This is a genomic window from Micromonospora mirobrigensis, assembly GCF_900091555.1.
Lineage (GTDB): Bacteria > Actinomycetota > Actinomycetes > Mycobacteriales > Micromonosporaceae > Micromonospora > Micromonospora mirobrigensis.
Map to the genome: position 1 here is coordinate 425,305 of NZ_FMCX01000006.1, position 14,677 is coordinate 439,981.

Consider the following 14,677-nt stretch of genomic DNA (forward strand, 5'->3'; position numbering starts at 1 on the left):
ACGGATCAGTGCTCGGCGATCCGTCCGGCGTCGACCCGCAGCCGCCGGTCCACCTCGACCGCGTCCAGCATCCGGCGGTCGTGGGTGACCAGCAGCAGGGTGCCGCGGTAGGAGGCCAGCGCCGACTCCAGCTGCTCGATGGCGGCCAGGTCCAGGTGGTTGGTGGGCTCGTCGAGCACCAGCAGGTTCACCCCGCGGCCCTGCAGAAGGGCCAGGGCCGCCCGGGTCCGTTCGCCGGGGGAGAGGGTCGCCGCCGGCCGCAGCACGTGACCGGCGCGGAGGCCGAACTTGGCCAGCAGCGTCCGCACGTCCGCCGGCGACAGCTCCGGTACGGCGGCGCCGAACGCGTCGAGCAGCGGCTGGTCGCCGAGGAAGAGCCCGCGGGCCTGGTCTACCTCGCCGACCACCACCCCCGGACCGAGCGCGGCGTGCCCGGCGTCCAGCGGCAGCCGGCCGAGCAGGGCGGCGAGCAGGGTGGACTTGCCGGAGCCGTTCGCCCCGGTGATCGCCACCCGGTCGGCCCAGTCGATCTGGAGGTCGACGGGGCCGAGGGTGAAGCCGCCCCGGTGGACCACCGCGCCGCGCAGCGAGGCCACCACCGCGCCGGCCCGGGGGGCGGCGGCGATCTCCATCCGCAGCTCCCACTCCTTGCGCGGCTCCTCGACCTCGTCCAGCCGCTCGATCAGCCGGCCGGTCTGCTTGGCCTTGGCGGCCTGCTTCTCGGTGGACTCGGTGCGGAACTTGCGGCCGATCTTGTCGTTGTCGGTGGCCTTGCGGCGGGCGTTCTTGACGCCCTTCTCCATCCAGGCGCGCTGGGTGCGGGCCCGGGCCTCCAGGGCCGCCCGGGTGTCGGCGTACTCCTCGTAGTCGGCGCGGGCGTGCCGGCGGGCCACCTCCCGCTCCTCCAGGTACGCCGCGTAGCCGCCGCCGTAGTGCCGGACCTGCTGCTGGGCCAGGTCCAGCTCCAGCACCCGGGTGACCGTACGGGTGAGGAACTCCCGGTCGTGGCTGACCAGCACGGTGCCGGCGCGCAGTCCGGTGACGAAGCGTTCCAGCCGTTCCAGGCCGGCCAGGTCCAGGTCGTTGGTGGGCTCGTCGAGCAGGAAGACGTCGTACCGGCTGAGCAGCAGCGAGGCCAGGCCGGCGCGGGCCGCCTGGCCGCCGGAGAGCGCGGTCATCGGATGGTCCAGGTCGACCCCGAGGCCCAGTTCGGCGGCCACCTGCTCGGCCCGCTCGTCCAGGTCGGCGCCGCCCAGGTCGAGCCAGCGCTCCAGCGCCCCGGCGTACGCGTCGTCCGCGCCGGGCGAACCGGCGGTGAGCGCCTCGGTGGCGGCGTCCAGCGCGGCCTGCGCTGCCGTGACGCCGGTGCGCCGGGCCAGGAAGTCGCGGACGGTCTCGCCCGGCCGCCGCTCCGGCTCCTGCGGCAGGTAGCCGACGCTGGCCGTGGGCGGGCTCAGCGAGACGGCTCCCAGCTCCACCGGCTGAAGCCCGGCGAGGGTACGCAGCAGCGTCGACTTGCCGGCCCCGTTCACCCCGACCAGCCCCACCACGTCCCCGGGCGCCACGACCAGATCGAGGTCGGCGAAGAGCACCCGCTCCCCGTGCCCCGCCGCCAGCCCCTTGACCACCATCGTCGCGCTCATCGCCGCCGACCCTATCGGGTGCAAGGAGGGGCCCCTTCTTAACGCCTGGCGTTGTAAAGGGGCCCCTTCTTAACAGCGGGTCCGCGACCTCAACGCCGGGTCCGCGGCACCGGCCTCCGGAACACGAGGCAGACTCACTCAGGTGGTGACGACTTTGGCGATCGACTGCGGGGGCGGGGGGATCAAGGCCTCCGTGCTCGATGCGGCGGGGACGATGCGCGCCCGGCCGCTGCGGGTGCCCACGCCGTACCCGCTGCCGCCGACGCTCTTCGTGAAGACGCTGGTGGAGCTCGGTGGGCGGCTCCCGGCGGCGGACCGGGTGACGGTCGGCATGCCGGGCATGATCCGGCACGGGGTGGTGGTGGCGACGCCGCACTACGTGACCCGCTCCGGTCCGCGCAGCAAGGTCGACCCGGAGCTGGTGGCCGAGTGGTCCGGGTACGACGCCCGCAGCGCGCTCGCCGACGCGTTCGGGGCGCCGGCGCTGGTCCTCAACGACGCCGAGGTACACGGCGCCGGGGTGGTCGCCGGGACGGGCTGCGAGCTGGTGCTGACCCTCGGCACCGGGCTGGGCAGCGCACTCTTCGACGGCGGGGTCCTCGCACCGCACCTGGAGCTGTCGCACGCCCCGGTGCGCTGGAACACCACCTACGACACGTACGTCGGGGAGCCGGAGCGGCGCCGGCTCGGCGACGCGTTCTGGTCCCGGCGGATCCGGCAGGTGGTGGAGGGGTTGCGGCCGGTGTTCCGCTGGGACCGGCTCTACCTGGGCGGCGGGAACTCCCGGCTGATCCGGCCGGAGCAGCTGGCCCGGATGGGCGACGACGTGGTGGTCGTACCGAACACGGCCGGGATCGTCGGCGGTGTCCGGGCCTGGGACCTGGTCGGCGACCGGTACGACCCCACCCACTGACGCCACCGGGAACACTCGCGGTACGGCTGATGTTGTGCCAGCGTCGGTGAAGTGGCGGCGCGGAACGAGGGGGTGGGTCGGATGGATCTTCTGGCGGAGTACCGGCGGGCGACCATGTTCTTCGAGGCGGGTGACGCGACCGGAGCGGCCCGGCTGCTCGAGCCGATCGTCGAGGCCGAGCCCGGCAACTCCTCGGTACGGCAGCTGCTGGCCCGGGCGTACTTCCAGTCCGCCCAGCTCAACCGGGCGGAGGAGCAGCTGCGCGAGCTGGTCGACCGGGACCCGAGCGACCACTACGCGCACCACGTGCTGGGGCGGACGCTGGAGCGGATGAACCGGCACGCCGACGCGCTGCGGCACCTGCGGATCGCCGCGGCGATGTACTCGACAAACGACGACTACACGACCGCGCTGCGCCGGGTGGAGACCCGGGTCGGCCTCGGTCGCTGACGAACCACCCGTACGGTACGGCGAAGGGCGGCCCCCAGGGGCTGCCCTTCGCCGTGTCCGGGCCCGGCGGCCCGGCGTGCCTACGATGGGTGGGTGAAGCTCAAGCTGGATCTCCACGACATCTACAACAAGGGCCACGACATCGACCGCGCGCTGCGCGGGATCATGGACGAGGCGGTGGCGAAGAAGGCCACCCTGGTGGAGATCATCCCTGGCAAGGGATCCGGCGCGCTCAAGAAGAAGGTGCTGCGCTTCCTCGACCAGAAGGACGTCAGGCAGCTCTACCACCGGGTGGAGAAGGACTCGAAGAACTTCGGCCGCCTCTTCGTCCACTTCCGCCACAAGTAGGACCCGCCGTGCCCGGCCCTGGTCAGGACGCTGTGGGTCGGCAGTCCCGGACGGGTCCGGCCGCGATGCCGACCTGCGCGCGGACGCCGTCGGGGATGCGGGAGGCCGCGATGACGACCGTGTTGCCTCCTTCGAGGTCGCGCCGGTCGATGTCGAGGGAGATGCCGTTCGTGGCGACCCTGAACACGGTCGTGCTTCCGGGCGCGGAGGGGGCGGGTCGGTAGCGGTCCGGGGCGCACATGGTGTCGTCGCCGAGGTACCGGACGTCGGCGGCCACCCCGTGGCGTTCCAGGGCGGCCTCGAGTCCCGAGGCGTCCTCCAGGCGGTTGACCTCGACGTGGACGGTGCCGTGCGGGCCGGTCGTGACCCCGTACGCGGGTTCCGGCCGCAGGCCCGGAAGCACCGTGACCGCCACCGCGGACGCGGCCAGGCCCGCTCCGAGGACGACCATTCGTTGCTGCCACCTGGGTCGCCGCACAGGCGGGGCCGGGGCGGCGGACGGCGCGCGGGACGTCACCAGGCTGCTCAGCTCCGCGAGCAGTTCCGTCTCGAACGAGTCCAGTCGGCCGGTCATGACGTCGCCTCCTCGGTGAGTGCGGATACCGCTTGGAGCGTTGCGCCGCTCGCCAGCTGTCGGCGGGCCCGGTGCAGGCGTACGCGGGCCGTCCCCGGGCTGATCTGCAGGGCGGCGGCGGCCTCCTTGAGGCTGAGCTGGTCCACCGCCACCAGTTCGAGCACCGCTCGCAGCGTCGGCGGCAGGTCCCGTAATCGCTGGTGCAGGCGTCGGGCCTCGCGCTCGGCGTCGATGCGTTCCCGGGCGCGCTCCAGGGCATCCGACTCCAGCACCCGCCGTCCGCCCGCCCGGGCGACTGCGGCGGCGTGCCGCCCCCGGCGCCGGTACTCCATCGAGACGACGTTCCGGGCGATGCCGAAGATCCACGCCTGGGGTGTCCCCGACGAGGGCGAGTAGCTCGTGGCGGACTGGATCGCCGCGAGGAAGATGTCGGCGGTCAGATCCGCCGCCGTGTGGGGGTCGTCGAACCGCCGCGCCACGAATCGCTGCACCGCTTCGATGTGCGCCCGGTAGAACGCCTCGAGGATGTCCGGATCGGTGCCGAGCTGGCTTACGTTCACAACCACTCTTTGCCGAAGTGCGGTTCGGCGTTACCGTGTCGTCCAGCGGATACACTCAAAGATGATAGTTCCAATTCTGGGTGTATCGGGGCTGGTGGGGTGGACGGATTCGTCGGGCGTACCCGGGAACTGACCGTGCTCGACGGCATGCTGCGCCGGGTCGAGCGGGGCGGGCGCGGTGGCCGGCCGGGACGCGCCCTGTTGATGCGCGGGCGACGCCGGGTCGGCAAGTCCCGGCTGGTGGAGGAGTTCGTCGAGCGGGCGGCCGTACCGCATCTGTTCTTCACCGCCTCGGCGCAGCCCACCGTGGCCGCCGACATCGCCCTGTTCGTCGAGGCGGCGGCGTCGTCGACCCTGCCGGGCGCGCACCTGTTCGAGGCGCAGCGACCCACCACCTGGGACGCCGCGCTCGCGCTGCTCGCCGCAGCCCTGCCCACCGACGGTCCGAGCGTCGTCGTGCTCGACGAGATGCCGTACCTGATCGGCACGGACCCGGGCTTCGAAGGGACGCTGCAGAAGGTCTTCGACCGCGAGCTGTCCCGTCGGCCGGTACTGGTGATCTGCGTGGGATCCGATCTCGCCATGATGGAAGCGCTCAACGACTACGGTCGGCCGTTCCATCAGCGCGCCACCGAGATGGTCGTCCCACCGCTCAACCCGGCCGACGTGGGGGAACTGCTCGGCCTGCCCGCCGCCGAGGCGTTCGACGCGTACCTCGTCACGGGCGGTCTGCCGCTGATCCTGGACGAGTGGCCGGCCGGCGCCTCGCTCACCGACTACCTCGCGGAGGCGGTCGTCGATCCCACCTCGGCCCTCCTGGTCAGCGGGGAGCGGGCCCTCGCCGCCGAGTTCCCGCCGCAGTCCCAGGCGGGCCTCGTCCTGCGCGCCATCGGCTCCGGTGAGCGCACTTTCTCGCTCATCTCGCGGGCCTCCGGCGACATGCCACAGGCGTCGCTGACCCGGGCGCTGCGCCTGCTGGCCGCCAAGCGGACGGTGGAGGTCGTCCTGCCGCTCTCCACCCGGCCGTCCCGCGAGACCCGCTACCTGGTCGCGGATCCCTACCTGCGGTTCTGGCTGTCCTTCCTCGGTCCGTACCTGCCCGAGATCGAGCGCGGTCGGGGAGACCTGACTCTGTCCCGGATCACCACGTCCTGGACGTCCTGGCGAGGTCGGGTGATCGAGCCGGTGGTGCGTGAGGCGATGCGGAGGCTGCCCGGTGACCACCTGCCACCGGGCACCAACGTGATCGGTGGGTACTGGACCCGCACCAACGATCCGGAGATCGATCTGGTCGGCGCGGACCGCGAGCCGGTCGCCGGGCGGATCACCTTCCTGGGGTCGGTGAAGTGGCTGGAGAAGCGACCGTTCGACGCGCACGACCTGGCGCGGCTGCTGCACCACCGTTCGCGCCTACCGGGCGCCGACGAGACGACCGAGCCGCTCGCCGTGTCGCGCAGCGGGCTGGCCACCGACGGGGTACGAGGGCTGTCGCCGGAGGACCTGCTGACCGCGTACCGGGGCTGAGTCACCGGCGGCGCGCCCGGGCTCACCGTCGGGCCAGCGCCAGCACGCTCAGCCCGAACATCAGCACCCCCAGCGGGAGGTGCACCGCCGGCACGTGCGCGATGCCGAGCACGACCTGCACCGAGGCGAGGGCGAGAAACCCGCCCGCCTGCCAGACGGGCCGGACCGGGCCGCCGCCCGGCTTCCAGGCCAGCACCGCCGCCAGCAGGTAGAGCATCGACGCCGCGTACATCACCCGGGCTCCGACGCTGTGCAGGGTCTCGCCGTAGTGCGCGGTCAGCAGCAGCCCGGCGGAGGTCGCCTGGAGGAAGATCGTCAGGGTCTGCAGGGCGATCGCGACATGCAGGAACGAGAAGCGGCGGGGCGCCGTCGCCGGGATGGCCATGTCACGGTCCTCTTTTCCGCCCGGGGGCGGTAGCTGGTTAGGGTCTCACCAGCCCGACGACGTGGGCCCGCGAAAGGTAAGGCGGGGGGAGCATGCGTACGGCTGGGAACGCCGGTGCGGAGGCCGGCGAGCGACGCCAACTGGTCAACGTCGCCTACCGGCTGCTCGGTTCGCTGGCGGAGGCCGAGGACGCCGTGCAGGAGGCCTACGCGCGTTGGTACGCGCTGCCGCCGGAGCGGCGGGCCGAGGTCCGGTCCCCGGGGGCCTGGCTGACGACGGTGACCGGCCGGATCTGCCTGGACGTGCTCGGCTCGGCGCGGGCCCGGCGGGAACGCTACGTCGGGGCGTGGCTGCCCGAGCCGCTGCCCGACCACGCCGAGTGGGACGGTGGCCGCGGCGGTGACCCGGCCGACCAGATCGTCCTGGACGAGTCGGTGAGCATGGCCTTCCTCGTCGTGCTGGAGTCCATGACGCCCGCCGAGCGGGTGGCGCTCGTCCTGCACGACGTCTTCCGGTACCCGTTCGCCGAGATCGCCGGCATCCTGGGCCGGACCCCGGCGGCCTGCAAGCAGCTCGCGGCCGCCGCCCGGCGGCGGGTGCCCGGGCCCCGGTCCCCGCTGGCGGCGGCCGACCAGGCCGACGCGGTGCGGCAGGTCAGGAAGGCGTGGGAGAGCCGGGACATCCAGGCCCTCGTCGACCTCCTCGACCCGAGCGCCGTGATGACGGCGGACGGCGGCGGCGTGGTCGGCACCGCCCTGCACCCGGTCGAGGGCGCCGCGAGCATCGCGAAGTACCTGGTCGGCATCGCCGACCTGGTTGCCGGGTTGGAACTCCTGGAGCGGTCGGTCAACGGCGTGCCGGGCCTGGTGGCCCGGCACGCCGGCGCGGTGGTGACCGTGGCCGCGTTCGACGTCGTCGACGGCCGGGTCACCCGGATCTGGGCGGTCCGCAACCCGGAGAAGCTGCGGCTCTGGCTGCGCTGACCGTCAGAACTGGTACGTCCTCGCCACCGCCAGCATCTCCGAGGTGTGCGACCCGACCACCCCGACGTCGGCCGGCCGGGCGCGGAAGCCCGGCACCCCGGCGAGCCCGTCGCTGGCGTCCATCGCCCGCAACGCCACCTTCGGCCCCTTCTGCACCACGGTCAGGGTGATCTCCAGGCCCTCCGGCGGAGGCGCGTGGAAGACCAGACCGAAGCTCCACCGGCTGCCGGACGTCTGCGGCGCGATCGGCAGCTCGCGACCGGCGGCGACCGCGCGCTTGACCGTGGCCGAGTCGGCCGCGACGTGCAGCGAGGCGAGCCGTACCGGCCGCTGCGGGGTCAGCCGCAGACGCAGGGTGCGCTCCCCGCCGCTGGTCGTGTCGGCGAGCACCTGGACCGTCGGGGCGGGCAGGTCCGCCTTCGGAGCCTCCCCCGTGAGCAGCGGTTCGTCGCCGAGGGTGGGGAACCAGGCCTCGGGCGACTCCGGTTCCCTCCGCTCGACGTACTGCGCCGTCCAGGGCTGGGGGTCCTCCTCCCGGGTGTACCAGCGGGCCGGGGTGTCGACGCCGGGGTCGGCGTCGAGGGCGTACATCAGGTGGGTGGGCACCGGGTGCGCGGCGTCGAAGCGGTCGACGACCAGGCCGACCACCGCGAGCACCATGGCGGCGAGCCCGGCGGCGACGGCCGGCAGCGCGCCGGCCCGGCGGGCCCGCAGCGCGACCATCCCGCGCTGCCCGCCGGCGGCCGGGTGCAGCAGGTCGAGCACGGGCAGCGCCGCGAGCCCGAGCAGCACCGCGAAGAGCGCCGCCACCCCGCCCATCCCCATGCCGAGCGCCGGGAAGAGCAGCACCACCGTGGGCAGCAGGATGAGTACGCCGACCACGCCGGCCAGGGTCACCGCGACCACCGGCCACGGGCCGTCGACCCGGGTGGCCAGGGCGGCCAGCCCGGCGAGCGCGCCGGCCAGGGCGGGCAGGGTGGCCAGGTACGCCCCGCCGGGCACCAGCACGGCCAGCAGCACCCCGAGTACGGCCAGCCAGGCCAGCCCGCCGAAGGCCAGCGCGGCCGGGCCGAACCGGCGGCGGGACAGGGCGTACCAGGCGAGCAGGATCGTCGCGGCGAGCGCCACCACGGCGAGCCGGTACCAGGTCGGCCGGTACGGGTCGAGCAGTTCGGCGTAGCCCGGGCGGATCGTGGTGATCCCGGCCCAGAGCAGTTGGGCGGCGATCGGGGCGAGCAGGATCGGCGCCAGCGCCAGCCCGAAGCCGGCGGCGAGCCGGCCGGTGCCGGCCACGCCACGGCGCCGCAGCAGCCAGCCCAGCAGGCCGACCAGCACCAGCGCGAGCAGTGCCAGCGGCAGCGTCAACCAGCCCGGGTAGCGGACCAGCCCACCGGGGACCGGGAAGTAGGTGGCGTCGTGCCCGGAGCGCAGCGCCTTGAGGTCGGTGCGGCCGAACTCGCGGGCCAGCCCGAGGGCGTTGTCGCCGTGCATCTGGAGGCTGCCCCGGTCCATCGCGGCGGGGGTGTCCAGCGGGGTGTGGTAGATCGCGCCGCCGTCGATGTAGGCGGAGTTGAGCCCGACGAAGCCGTGGTCGAGGAAGGCGGTGAAGTCGGTGTCGTTGGGCAGCGCCCGGTAGATCTCCACCGCGAAGGAGGTGCCCACCGGGTGTGGCGCGGCCCGGCCGAAGACGTCCACCAGGGCGGCGTTGTTCCGCGACGTCTCGAACATGATCACCGGGCCGGTGGCGCCGCGCGCCTCCAGGTTGAGCACCACCCCGCCGTCGGCGGCGAGCGGGTCGTCACCGGCGAACGCGGACGCGCCGCAGAGGCACGCCTCCTCGGCGTCGGTGAGCACGAACACCACGTCGTTGCGGGGGCGCGGCCCGGCGGCCAGCGCCCGGGCCACCTCCAGGATGGTCGAGGTGCCGGCCGCGTCGTCGTTGCCGCCCGGCCCGGACTGCACCGAGTCGTGGTGGGCGACCAGGAACACCCGGCCGGTGGGGTCGGTGCCGGGGAGCCGGGCCACCACATTGCGGACGCGGGCCAGGGTCGCGCCGCCGGCCGCGCCGCTGAGCTGCCCCGCCTCCGGGGCCACCGTGTCCTGGACGGTGGTCTCCAGCCCCAGGCCGCGCAGCACCCCCTCGACGTGCGCGCGGACCTGGTCGCCCGCCGGGCTGCCGGCCACGTGCGGCCGCGCCGCGATCACCTTGACGTTCTGGTACGCGCGCCCGGCGCTGAACTCGCCCGCCGGCGCGTCCGCCGGGCGGGGTGTCGGGGTGCCCAGGTCGACCAGGACGGCGGCGCCGACGGCGAGCAGCGCGGCGAGCGCGGCTACGGCGGCGAGCGCGCGCCGGCGCGGGCGGCTGAACGCCCGGTCGGCGGCGCGGGTGGGGGGTGCGCCCACGGGGACTCCTCGGGGGTGGTGCGGGGGTGGGGATCATCCTGCCCGCCGAATGGGCGGCGTGGCAGCACCGACCGGTGATCGGGGCGGAACCGTAACGACCCGCCGGACGGGGACGCTCACCGGGTGACGGCCCGGTCCGATCGCCCGGGTCACCTACGCCGGTGCCGGCGCCGTCGTGTTGTGTGCGACCGTTGTCTAATACAGGATCAGCAGGGCACTCGGAAGGAGCCCGACATCAGCAGCGAACTACCGCGACTCGCGGCGGTGACCCGGCCGAATCGGGGGACCGGTCTGACCGGTTCCTCCGTCGTGCCCCGCGCCGTCGCGCGCAGCGAGGTCGCGCACCGCACCGGCCTGCCGCCCGGCGAGCGGCTGCGGGTCCTGCTGGTGGAGGACGACGAGGGCGACGCCTTCCTGGTCGGCGAGTTGCTCGCCGAGACCAACTCGATGATCGACCTGCTCGTCGCCACCAGCCTCAGCGAGGCCCGGCAGCGGGTGATGGGCGTGGACTGCGTCCTGCTCGACCTGGGCCTGCCCGACGCCCAGGGGCTGGACGGGCTGCGCCAGGTGCTGGAGATGTCCAGCGGTGCGGCGGTCTGCGTGCTCACCGGCCGCTCCGACGAGCACCTGGGCATCGTCGCGGTTGCCGAGGGCGCCCAGGACTACCTGGTCAAGGGCCAGGTCGACGGGGTGCTGCTGACCCGGGCGCTGCGGTACGCCGTGGAGCGCAAGCGGGCCGACGAGAACGCCCGCCGGCTGCGCGAGGTGGAGCTGCGCCAGGCCGAGTCGGCCCGACTGGAGCGCGGCCTGCTGCCCCAGCCCTTGATGAGCACCGACGAGGTGTCGGTGCACACCTTCTACCGCCCCGGCCGGCACGCCGCCCTGATCGGTGGCGACTTCTACGACGTGGTGCAGACCCGGCCGGACCGGGTGGACCTGATCGTCGGCGACGTCTGCGGGCACGGGGTGGACGAGGCGGCGCTCGGCGTCGAGCTGCGGGTCGCCTGGCGGGCGCTGATCCTGGCCGGGGTGCCGGACGACGAGGTGCTGCCCGCCCTGGAGCAGGTGCTGATGAGCGAGCGGCGGCTCCAGGAGATCTTCGCCACGGTGGCCACCGCCCGGCTGCACCTGGCCGCCAACCGGGCCACCGTCCGGCTGGCGGGCCACCCGCCACCGCTGCTGCTCTCCGCGGGTAAGGTCTCGCCGGTGCCCGCGCGGGGCGGGCTGCTGCTCGGCGTACGGCCACGCCGGCCCGTCGCCTTCGACCTGGAGTTCGCCACCGATGACTGGTCCCTGTTGATGTACACCGACGGCCTGATCGAGGGGCGGGTGGGCGACGGCGACGAGCGGCTCGACGTGCCGGGGCTGGCCGGTCTGCTGGCCGAGCCGGCGAACCGTGCCGTGCCGCTGCCCGAGCTGCCCGCCTGGCTGGTCGGTCGGGCCGAGCAGATCAACGGCGGCCCGCTCGCCGACGACGTGGCGATGCTGCTGGTCACCCGGGGCACCGGCCGGTGAGCGCGAGGAGTGAGCCGGTTTTGCGAGCCCCGCAGTCGCGAACGAAGGTGGTGCTGTGAACACCTACCGCGAGGGGTGGACCCTGCGCCGGCGGGTGCTCGCGCTGCTGACCGTGGTCGGCGTGCTGCTGCTCGGGCTGGCCGTGGCCGAGGCGACGGTGGCCGCCAAGAACCGGCAGTACACCGACGCGGTGCTGACCAGGACGGGGCCGCTGCGGGTGCAGGGGCAGGAGCTGCTCAACGCGCTGCTCGACCAGGAGACCGGCGTCCGGGGGTACGCGGTCAGCGGCAACCCGGCCGACCTGACCCCGTACCAGAACGGGCTCGCCAAGGAGCGGGACACCGTCGCGAAGATCGAGGAACTGGGCGCCGGGTATCCGGGGATCGTCACCGACCTGCGGGTCGTCCGGCAGCGGTCGGACGCCTGGCGGCAGTCGGTCGCCGAGCCGGTGATCAGCACCACCGGGCGCAGCGGCACGGCCGCCGGGCAGGCGCTGATCACCGACCAGGCCCGGCAGCAGTTCGACCAGGTCCGGGCGAGCGTGGGTGACCTCCAGGCGCAGATCCTGCGCGAGCGGGAGAAGAGCGCCCGGGACATCGAGCGGACCGGCAACCTGCTGGTCGTTCTGCTGATCATCGCGGCCGCGGTGGTGGTGGTGACCGGCGTGGCCCTGGTGCTGGCGCTGCAACGGATGGTGATCGGGCCGCTGACCGGGCTGGCGCTCCAGGTGCGGGAGGTCGCCGAGGGCGACTACCAGCACCACATCGACGGCAGCGGCCCGCCGGAGTTCCAACGGCTCGCGGTGGACGTGGACGCCATGCGGCAGAAGATCGCCCGGGACCTGGCCGAGGTACGCGAGGCCCGGGAGCGGATCGAGTGGGTCAACAGCCAGCTCCAGAAGCAGGCCGAGGAGCTCACCCGCTCCAACCGTGACCTGGAGCAGTTCGCGTACGTCGCCTCGCACGACCTCCAGGAGCCGCTGCGCAAGGTGGCCAGCTTCTGCCAGCTGTTGCAGCGCCGCTACGCGGGGCAGCTCGACGAGCGGGCCGACCAGTACATCGCCTTCGCGGTGGACGGCGCGCAGCGGATGCAGCGGCTGATCAACGACCTGCTGGCGTTCTCCCGGATCGGCCGGCTCACCACCGGCTTCACCGAGGTCGACCTGAACAAGGTGATGGGCGACGTGGCCGGCCAGACCGAGGCGGCCCGCCAGTACGCCGACGCCGAGCTGACCTGGGACGAGCTGCCGGTGATCCGCGGCGAGGAGCCGTTGCTGACCAACCTGCTGGCCAACCTGGTCAGCAACGCGGTGAAGTTCCGCCGCCCCGACGTCACGCCCCGGGTGCACGTCTCGGCCCGGCTGGTGGGTGACGAGTGGGAGATCACCTGCCGGGACAACGGCATCGGGATCGAGCCGGAGTTCGCCGACAAGATCTTCGTGATCTTCCAGCGGCTGCACTCCAAGGACGCGTACCCGGGCACCGGCATCGGCCTGGCGATCGTCAAGAAGATCGTGGAATACCACGGCGGCCGGGTCTGGGTGGACACCGACGTCGAGGAGGGCACCGCGATCCGGTTCACCCTCCCGGCGCTGCCGGAGGACGTCGAGGCGGCCGAGGCCGCCGAGCGGGCCGCCGCCGGGGACGGGACCGACGAGCCGCCGGCCGGGGAGGCCACCGCGGCCGAGGGGGACGAGGCGGCGACCGGTACGGCCCTGCCGGAGCAACCGGCCGGGACCCCGGACGGGGTGTCGGCCGCAGATGACCAGGGACCGACGCCGCGGGGCGGTACAACGGGTGGCATGAAGGAGACGGTGGGATGACCGCGCCGGCGGACGGTAGGAGCCCGATCGAGGTCCTGCTCGTGGAGGACGACCCGGGTGACGTGTTGATGACCCAGGAGGCGTTCGAGGAGCACAAGCTCCGCAACCGGCTGACCGTCGTCTCCGACGGCGCCGAGGCGCTGGCCTACCTGCGGCGGGAGGGCGCGTACGCGGACGCGGTGACGCCGGACCTGATCCTGCTCGACCTCAACCTGCCCCGGCGTGACGGCCGGGAGGTGCTGGAGGAGATCAAGGAGGACGAGCAGCTGCGCCGGATCCCGGTGGTGGTGCTGACCACCTCGCAGGCCGACGAGGACATCCTGCGCAGTTACCAGCTGCACGCGAACGCGTACGTCACCAAGCCGGTGGACTTCGAGCGGTTCATCTCGGTGGTCCGGCAGATCGACGAGTTCTTCGTCAGCGTGGTCAAGCTGCCGCCCCGTGGCTGACACCCTGCTCGACGACGTCGCCTGCCTGCTGCACGAGGCCGCCGACGGCGTCGTCGTGCCGATGTTCCGCAAGCTGGACGAGGCGGACATCTCCGAGAAGGCCCCCGGCGAGCTGGTCACCGTCGCCGACCAGCGGGCCGAGGAGCTGATCTCCGCCGGCCTGCGCCGGCTGCGCCCCGGCTCGGTGGTGGTCGGCGAGGAGGCGGTGGCCGACGACCCCGACCTGCTGCGGCACCTGCGCGGCGGCGGCGACGTCTGGCTGGTCGACCCGATCGACGGCACCAACAACTTCGCGGCCGGGAAGCGGCCGTTCGCGCTGATGGTGGCGCTGCTGAGCGAGGGTGAGCCGGCCGCCGCCTGGATCCTCGACCCGCTCGCCGGGACGCTGGCCACCGCCCGCGCCGGCGAGGGCGTCGAGGTGGACGGGCGGCCGGTGCGGACCACCGACGCGGTGCCGCCGGTGGGCGAGCTGCGCGGCACCGCGATGACCCGGTTCCTGCCGCCGGCGGCCCGCTCGGCGGCTGAGGCGGGCGGCGAGCGGATCGGCGAGCTGCTCCCCGGGCAGCACTGCGCCGGCCGGGAATACCTGGACCTGCTCACCGGCGAGCAGCAGTTCGTGCTCTTCTGGCGCACCCTGCCCTGGGACCACGCGCCGGGCACCCTGCTGGTCCGGGAGGCCGGTGGGGTGGCCCGCCGGTTCGACGGCGCCGACTACCACCCGGCCGACGAGAGCCGGGGCCTGCTGGTGGCCGCCAACGAGGAGATCTGGGCCGAGGCCCGGGCCGCCCTGGTCGCCGACTGACAGTGAGGATGTAGGTGGGGTCACCCGGTCCGGTCTGACTCACCGACTGACCGACGTTGCTGTCCTGTTGAGCGATTCGTCGATCGGTTCCGGGTGACCCCGTCCTGCACGTCACTGGCAGGGGCGTCGTGACCTGATAGGAGCCTGTGCAAGAGGCCCCGTCACTGTCCTGTCCGCCCGTCCCGGCGGGTGCGTGCCGACCCTGTCGGTGCAAGCGAAAGGGACGACGGTTCCAGGATGACAGCCAAGAAGCGCCAGGTCACGGGTGGGGTTGATACCCACGGGAAGACGCATCACGCCGCTGCG

At 73.6% G+C, this 14,677-nt stretch carries 14 protein-coding genes; 9 read left to right on the top strand and 5 right to left on the bottom strand.

Annotation, left to right across the window (positions count from 1 at the left end; translation table 11 throughout):
- Positions 1-5: 5 nt before the first annotated feature.
- Positions 6-1,643 carry an ABC-F family ATP-binding cassette domain-containing protein gene (locus GA0070564_RS21700; protein WP_091611521.1) on the bottom strand — a complete coding sequence of 546 codons (1,638 nt, stop codon included), beginning with the start codon at positions 1,641-1,643 and terminating at the stop codon, positions 6-8.
- Positions 1,644-1,785: 142 nt separating this feature from the next.
- Between GA0070564_RS21700 and GA0070564_RS21705 the strand changes: the two genes are divergently transcribed.
- The 3 genes from GA0070564_RS21705 to GA0070564_RS21715 all read left to right on the top strand — a co-directional run bounded on the left by GA0070564_RS21705 (position 1,786) and on the right by GA0070564_RS21715 (position 3,354).
- Positions 1,786-2,556 carry an ROK family protein gene (locus GA0070564_RS21705; protein ID WP_091611524.1) on the top strand — a complete coding sequence of 257 codons (771 nt, stop codon included), beginning with the start codon at positions 1,786-1,788 and terminating at the stop codon, positions 2,554-2,556.
- A gap of 81 nt (positions 2,557-2,637) precedes the next feature.
- Complete coding sequence (locus GA0070564_RS21710) at positions 2,638-3,006, top strand: tetratricopeptide repeat protein (protein WP_091611528.1); 369 nt, start codon at positions 2,638-2,640, stop codon at positions 3,004-3,006.
- 93 nt (positions 3,007-3,099) lie between these two features.
- Positions 3,100-3,354 (top strand): Smr/MutS family protein, encoded by a 255-nt coding sequence (locus tag GA0070564_RS21715; RefSeq protein ID WP_091611533.1) that lies wholly within the window; start codon positions 3,100-3,102, stop codon positions 3,352-3,354.
- A 22-nt stretch (positions 3,355-3,376) separates the two neighbouring features.
- Here GA0070564_RS21715 and GA0070564_RS21720 read toward each other — a convergent pair whose 3' ends face one another.
- Both GA0070564_RS21720 and GA0070564_RS21725 read right to left on the bottom strand, forming a co-directional pair.
- Positions 3,377-3,928: a hypothetical protein gene (locus GA0070564_RS21720; RefSeq protein ID WP_091611537.1), complete on the bottom strand. Its 552-nt coding sequence runs from the start codon at positions 3,926-3,928 to the stop codon at positions 3,377-3,379.
- The gene (locus GA0070564_RS21725) at positions 3,925-4,488 is read right to left on the bottom strand and encodes an RNA polymerase sigma factor (protein ID WP_245670139.1); all 564 of its coding nucleotides are present in this window, start codon (positions 4,486-4,488) and stop codon (positions 3,925-3,927) included. The genes GA0070564_RS21720 and GA0070564_RS21725 overlap by 4 nt, the downstream gene beginning before the upstream one ends.
- A 99-nt stretch (positions 4,489-4,587) precedes the next feature.
- On the opposite strand from GA0070564_RS21725, the gene GA0070564_RS21730 reads away from it, so the two are divergent.
- Positions 4,588-6,012 carry an ATP-binding protein gene (locus tag GA0070564_RS21730; protein ID WP_176730781.1) on the top strand — a complete coding sequence of 475 codons (1,425 nt, stop codon included), beginning with the start codon at positions 4,588-4,590 and terminating at the stop codon, positions 6,010-6,012.
- Between the two features lie 22 nt (positions 6,013-6,034).
- On the opposite strand, the gene GA0070564_RS21735 is transcribed toward GA0070564_RS21730, so the two are convergent.
- Positions 6,035-6,397 carry a hypothetical protein gene (locus GA0070564_RS21735; RefSeq protein WP_091611546.1) on the bottom strand — a complete coding sequence of 121 codons (363 nt, stop codon included), beginning with the start codon at positions 6,395-6,397 and terminating at the stop codon, positions 6,035-6,037.
- Positions 6,398-6,489: 92 nt separating this feature from the next.
- Between GA0070564_RS21735 and sigJ the strand changes: the two genes are divergently transcribed.
- Positions 6,490-7,380: an RNA polymerase sigma factor SigJ gene (gene sigJ, locus GA0070564_RS21740; RefSeq protein WP_091611549.1), complete on the top strand. Its 891-nt coding sequence runs from the start codon at positions 6,490-6,492 to the stop codon at positions 7,378-7,380.
- 3 nt (positions 7,381-7,383) lie between these two features.
- Here sigJ and GA0070564_RS21745 read toward each other — a convergent pair whose 3' ends face one another.
- Positions 7,384-9,783, bottom strand: coding sequence for a M28 family peptidase (locus GA0070564_RS21745; protein ID WP_091611552.1), 2,400 nt, complete (start codon positions 9,781-9,783; stop codon positions 7,384-7,386).
- 309 nt (positions 9,784-10,092) lie between these two features.
- Between GA0070564_RS21745 and GA0070564_RS21750 the strand changes: the two genes are divergently transcribed.
- The 4 genes from GA0070564_RS21750 to GA0070564_RS21765 are packed head-to-tail and all read left to right on the top strand — an operon-like array spanning position 10,093 to position 14,371.
- Positions 10,093-11,298, top strand: coding sequence for a PP2C family protein-serine/threonine phosphatase (locus GA0070564_RS21750; RefSeq protein WP_091611724.1), 1,206 nt, complete (start codon positions 10,093-10,095; stop codon positions 11,296-11,298).
- A gap of 55 nt (positions 11,299-11,353) precedes the next feature.
- A complete protein-coding gene (locus GA0070564_RS21755) occupies positions 11,354-13,120 on the top strand; it encodes a sensor histidine kinase (protein WP_091611556.1) in 1,767 nt (588 codons plus the stop codon).
- Positions 13,117-13,569, top strand: a complete 453-nt coding sequence (locus GA0070564_RS21760; protein WP_091611558.1) for a response regulator — start codon at positions 13,117-13,119, stop codon at positions 13,567-13,569. The genes GA0070564_RS21755 and GA0070564_RS21760 overlap by 4 nt, the downstream gene beginning before the upstream one ends.
- A complete protein-coding gene (locus tag GA0070564_RS21765) occupies positions 13,562-14,371 on the top strand; it encodes an inositol monophosphatase family protein (RefSeq protein ID WP_091611562.1) in 810 nt (269 codons plus the stop codon). The genes GA0070564_RS21760 and GA0070564_RS21765 overlap by 8 nt, the downstream gene beginning before the upstream one ends.
- The last annotated feature ends 306 nt before the right edge of the window (positions 14,372-14,677 follow it).

Bases quoted from the DNA above. Each gene is read 5' to 3' on its own strand.
- GA0070564_RS21710 (WP_091611528.1), top strand. From the start codon at position 2,638: ATGGATCTTCTGGCGGAGTACCGGCGGGCGACCATGTTCTTCGAGGCG.
- sigJ (WP_091611549.1), top strand. From the start codon at position 6,490: ATGCGTACGGCTGGGAACGCCGGTGCGGAGGCCGGCGAGCGACGCCAA.
- GA0070564_RS21700 (WP_091611521.1), bottom strand. From the start codon at position 1,643: ATGAGCGCGACGATGGTGGTCAAGGGGCTGGCGGCGGGGCACGGGGAG.
- GA0070564_RS21760 (WP_091611558.1), top strand. From the start codon at position 13,117: ATGACCGCGCCGGCGGACGGTAGGAGCCCGATCGAGGTCCTGCTCGTG.
- GA0070564_RS21720 (WP_091611537.1), bottom strand. From the start codon at position 3,928: ATGACCGGCCGACTGGACTCGTTCGAGACGGAACTGCTCGCGGAGCTG.
- GA0070564_RS21735 (WP_091611546.1), bottom strand. From the start codon at position 6,397: ATGGCCATCCCGGCGACGGCGCCCCGCCGCTTCTCGTTCCTGCATGTC.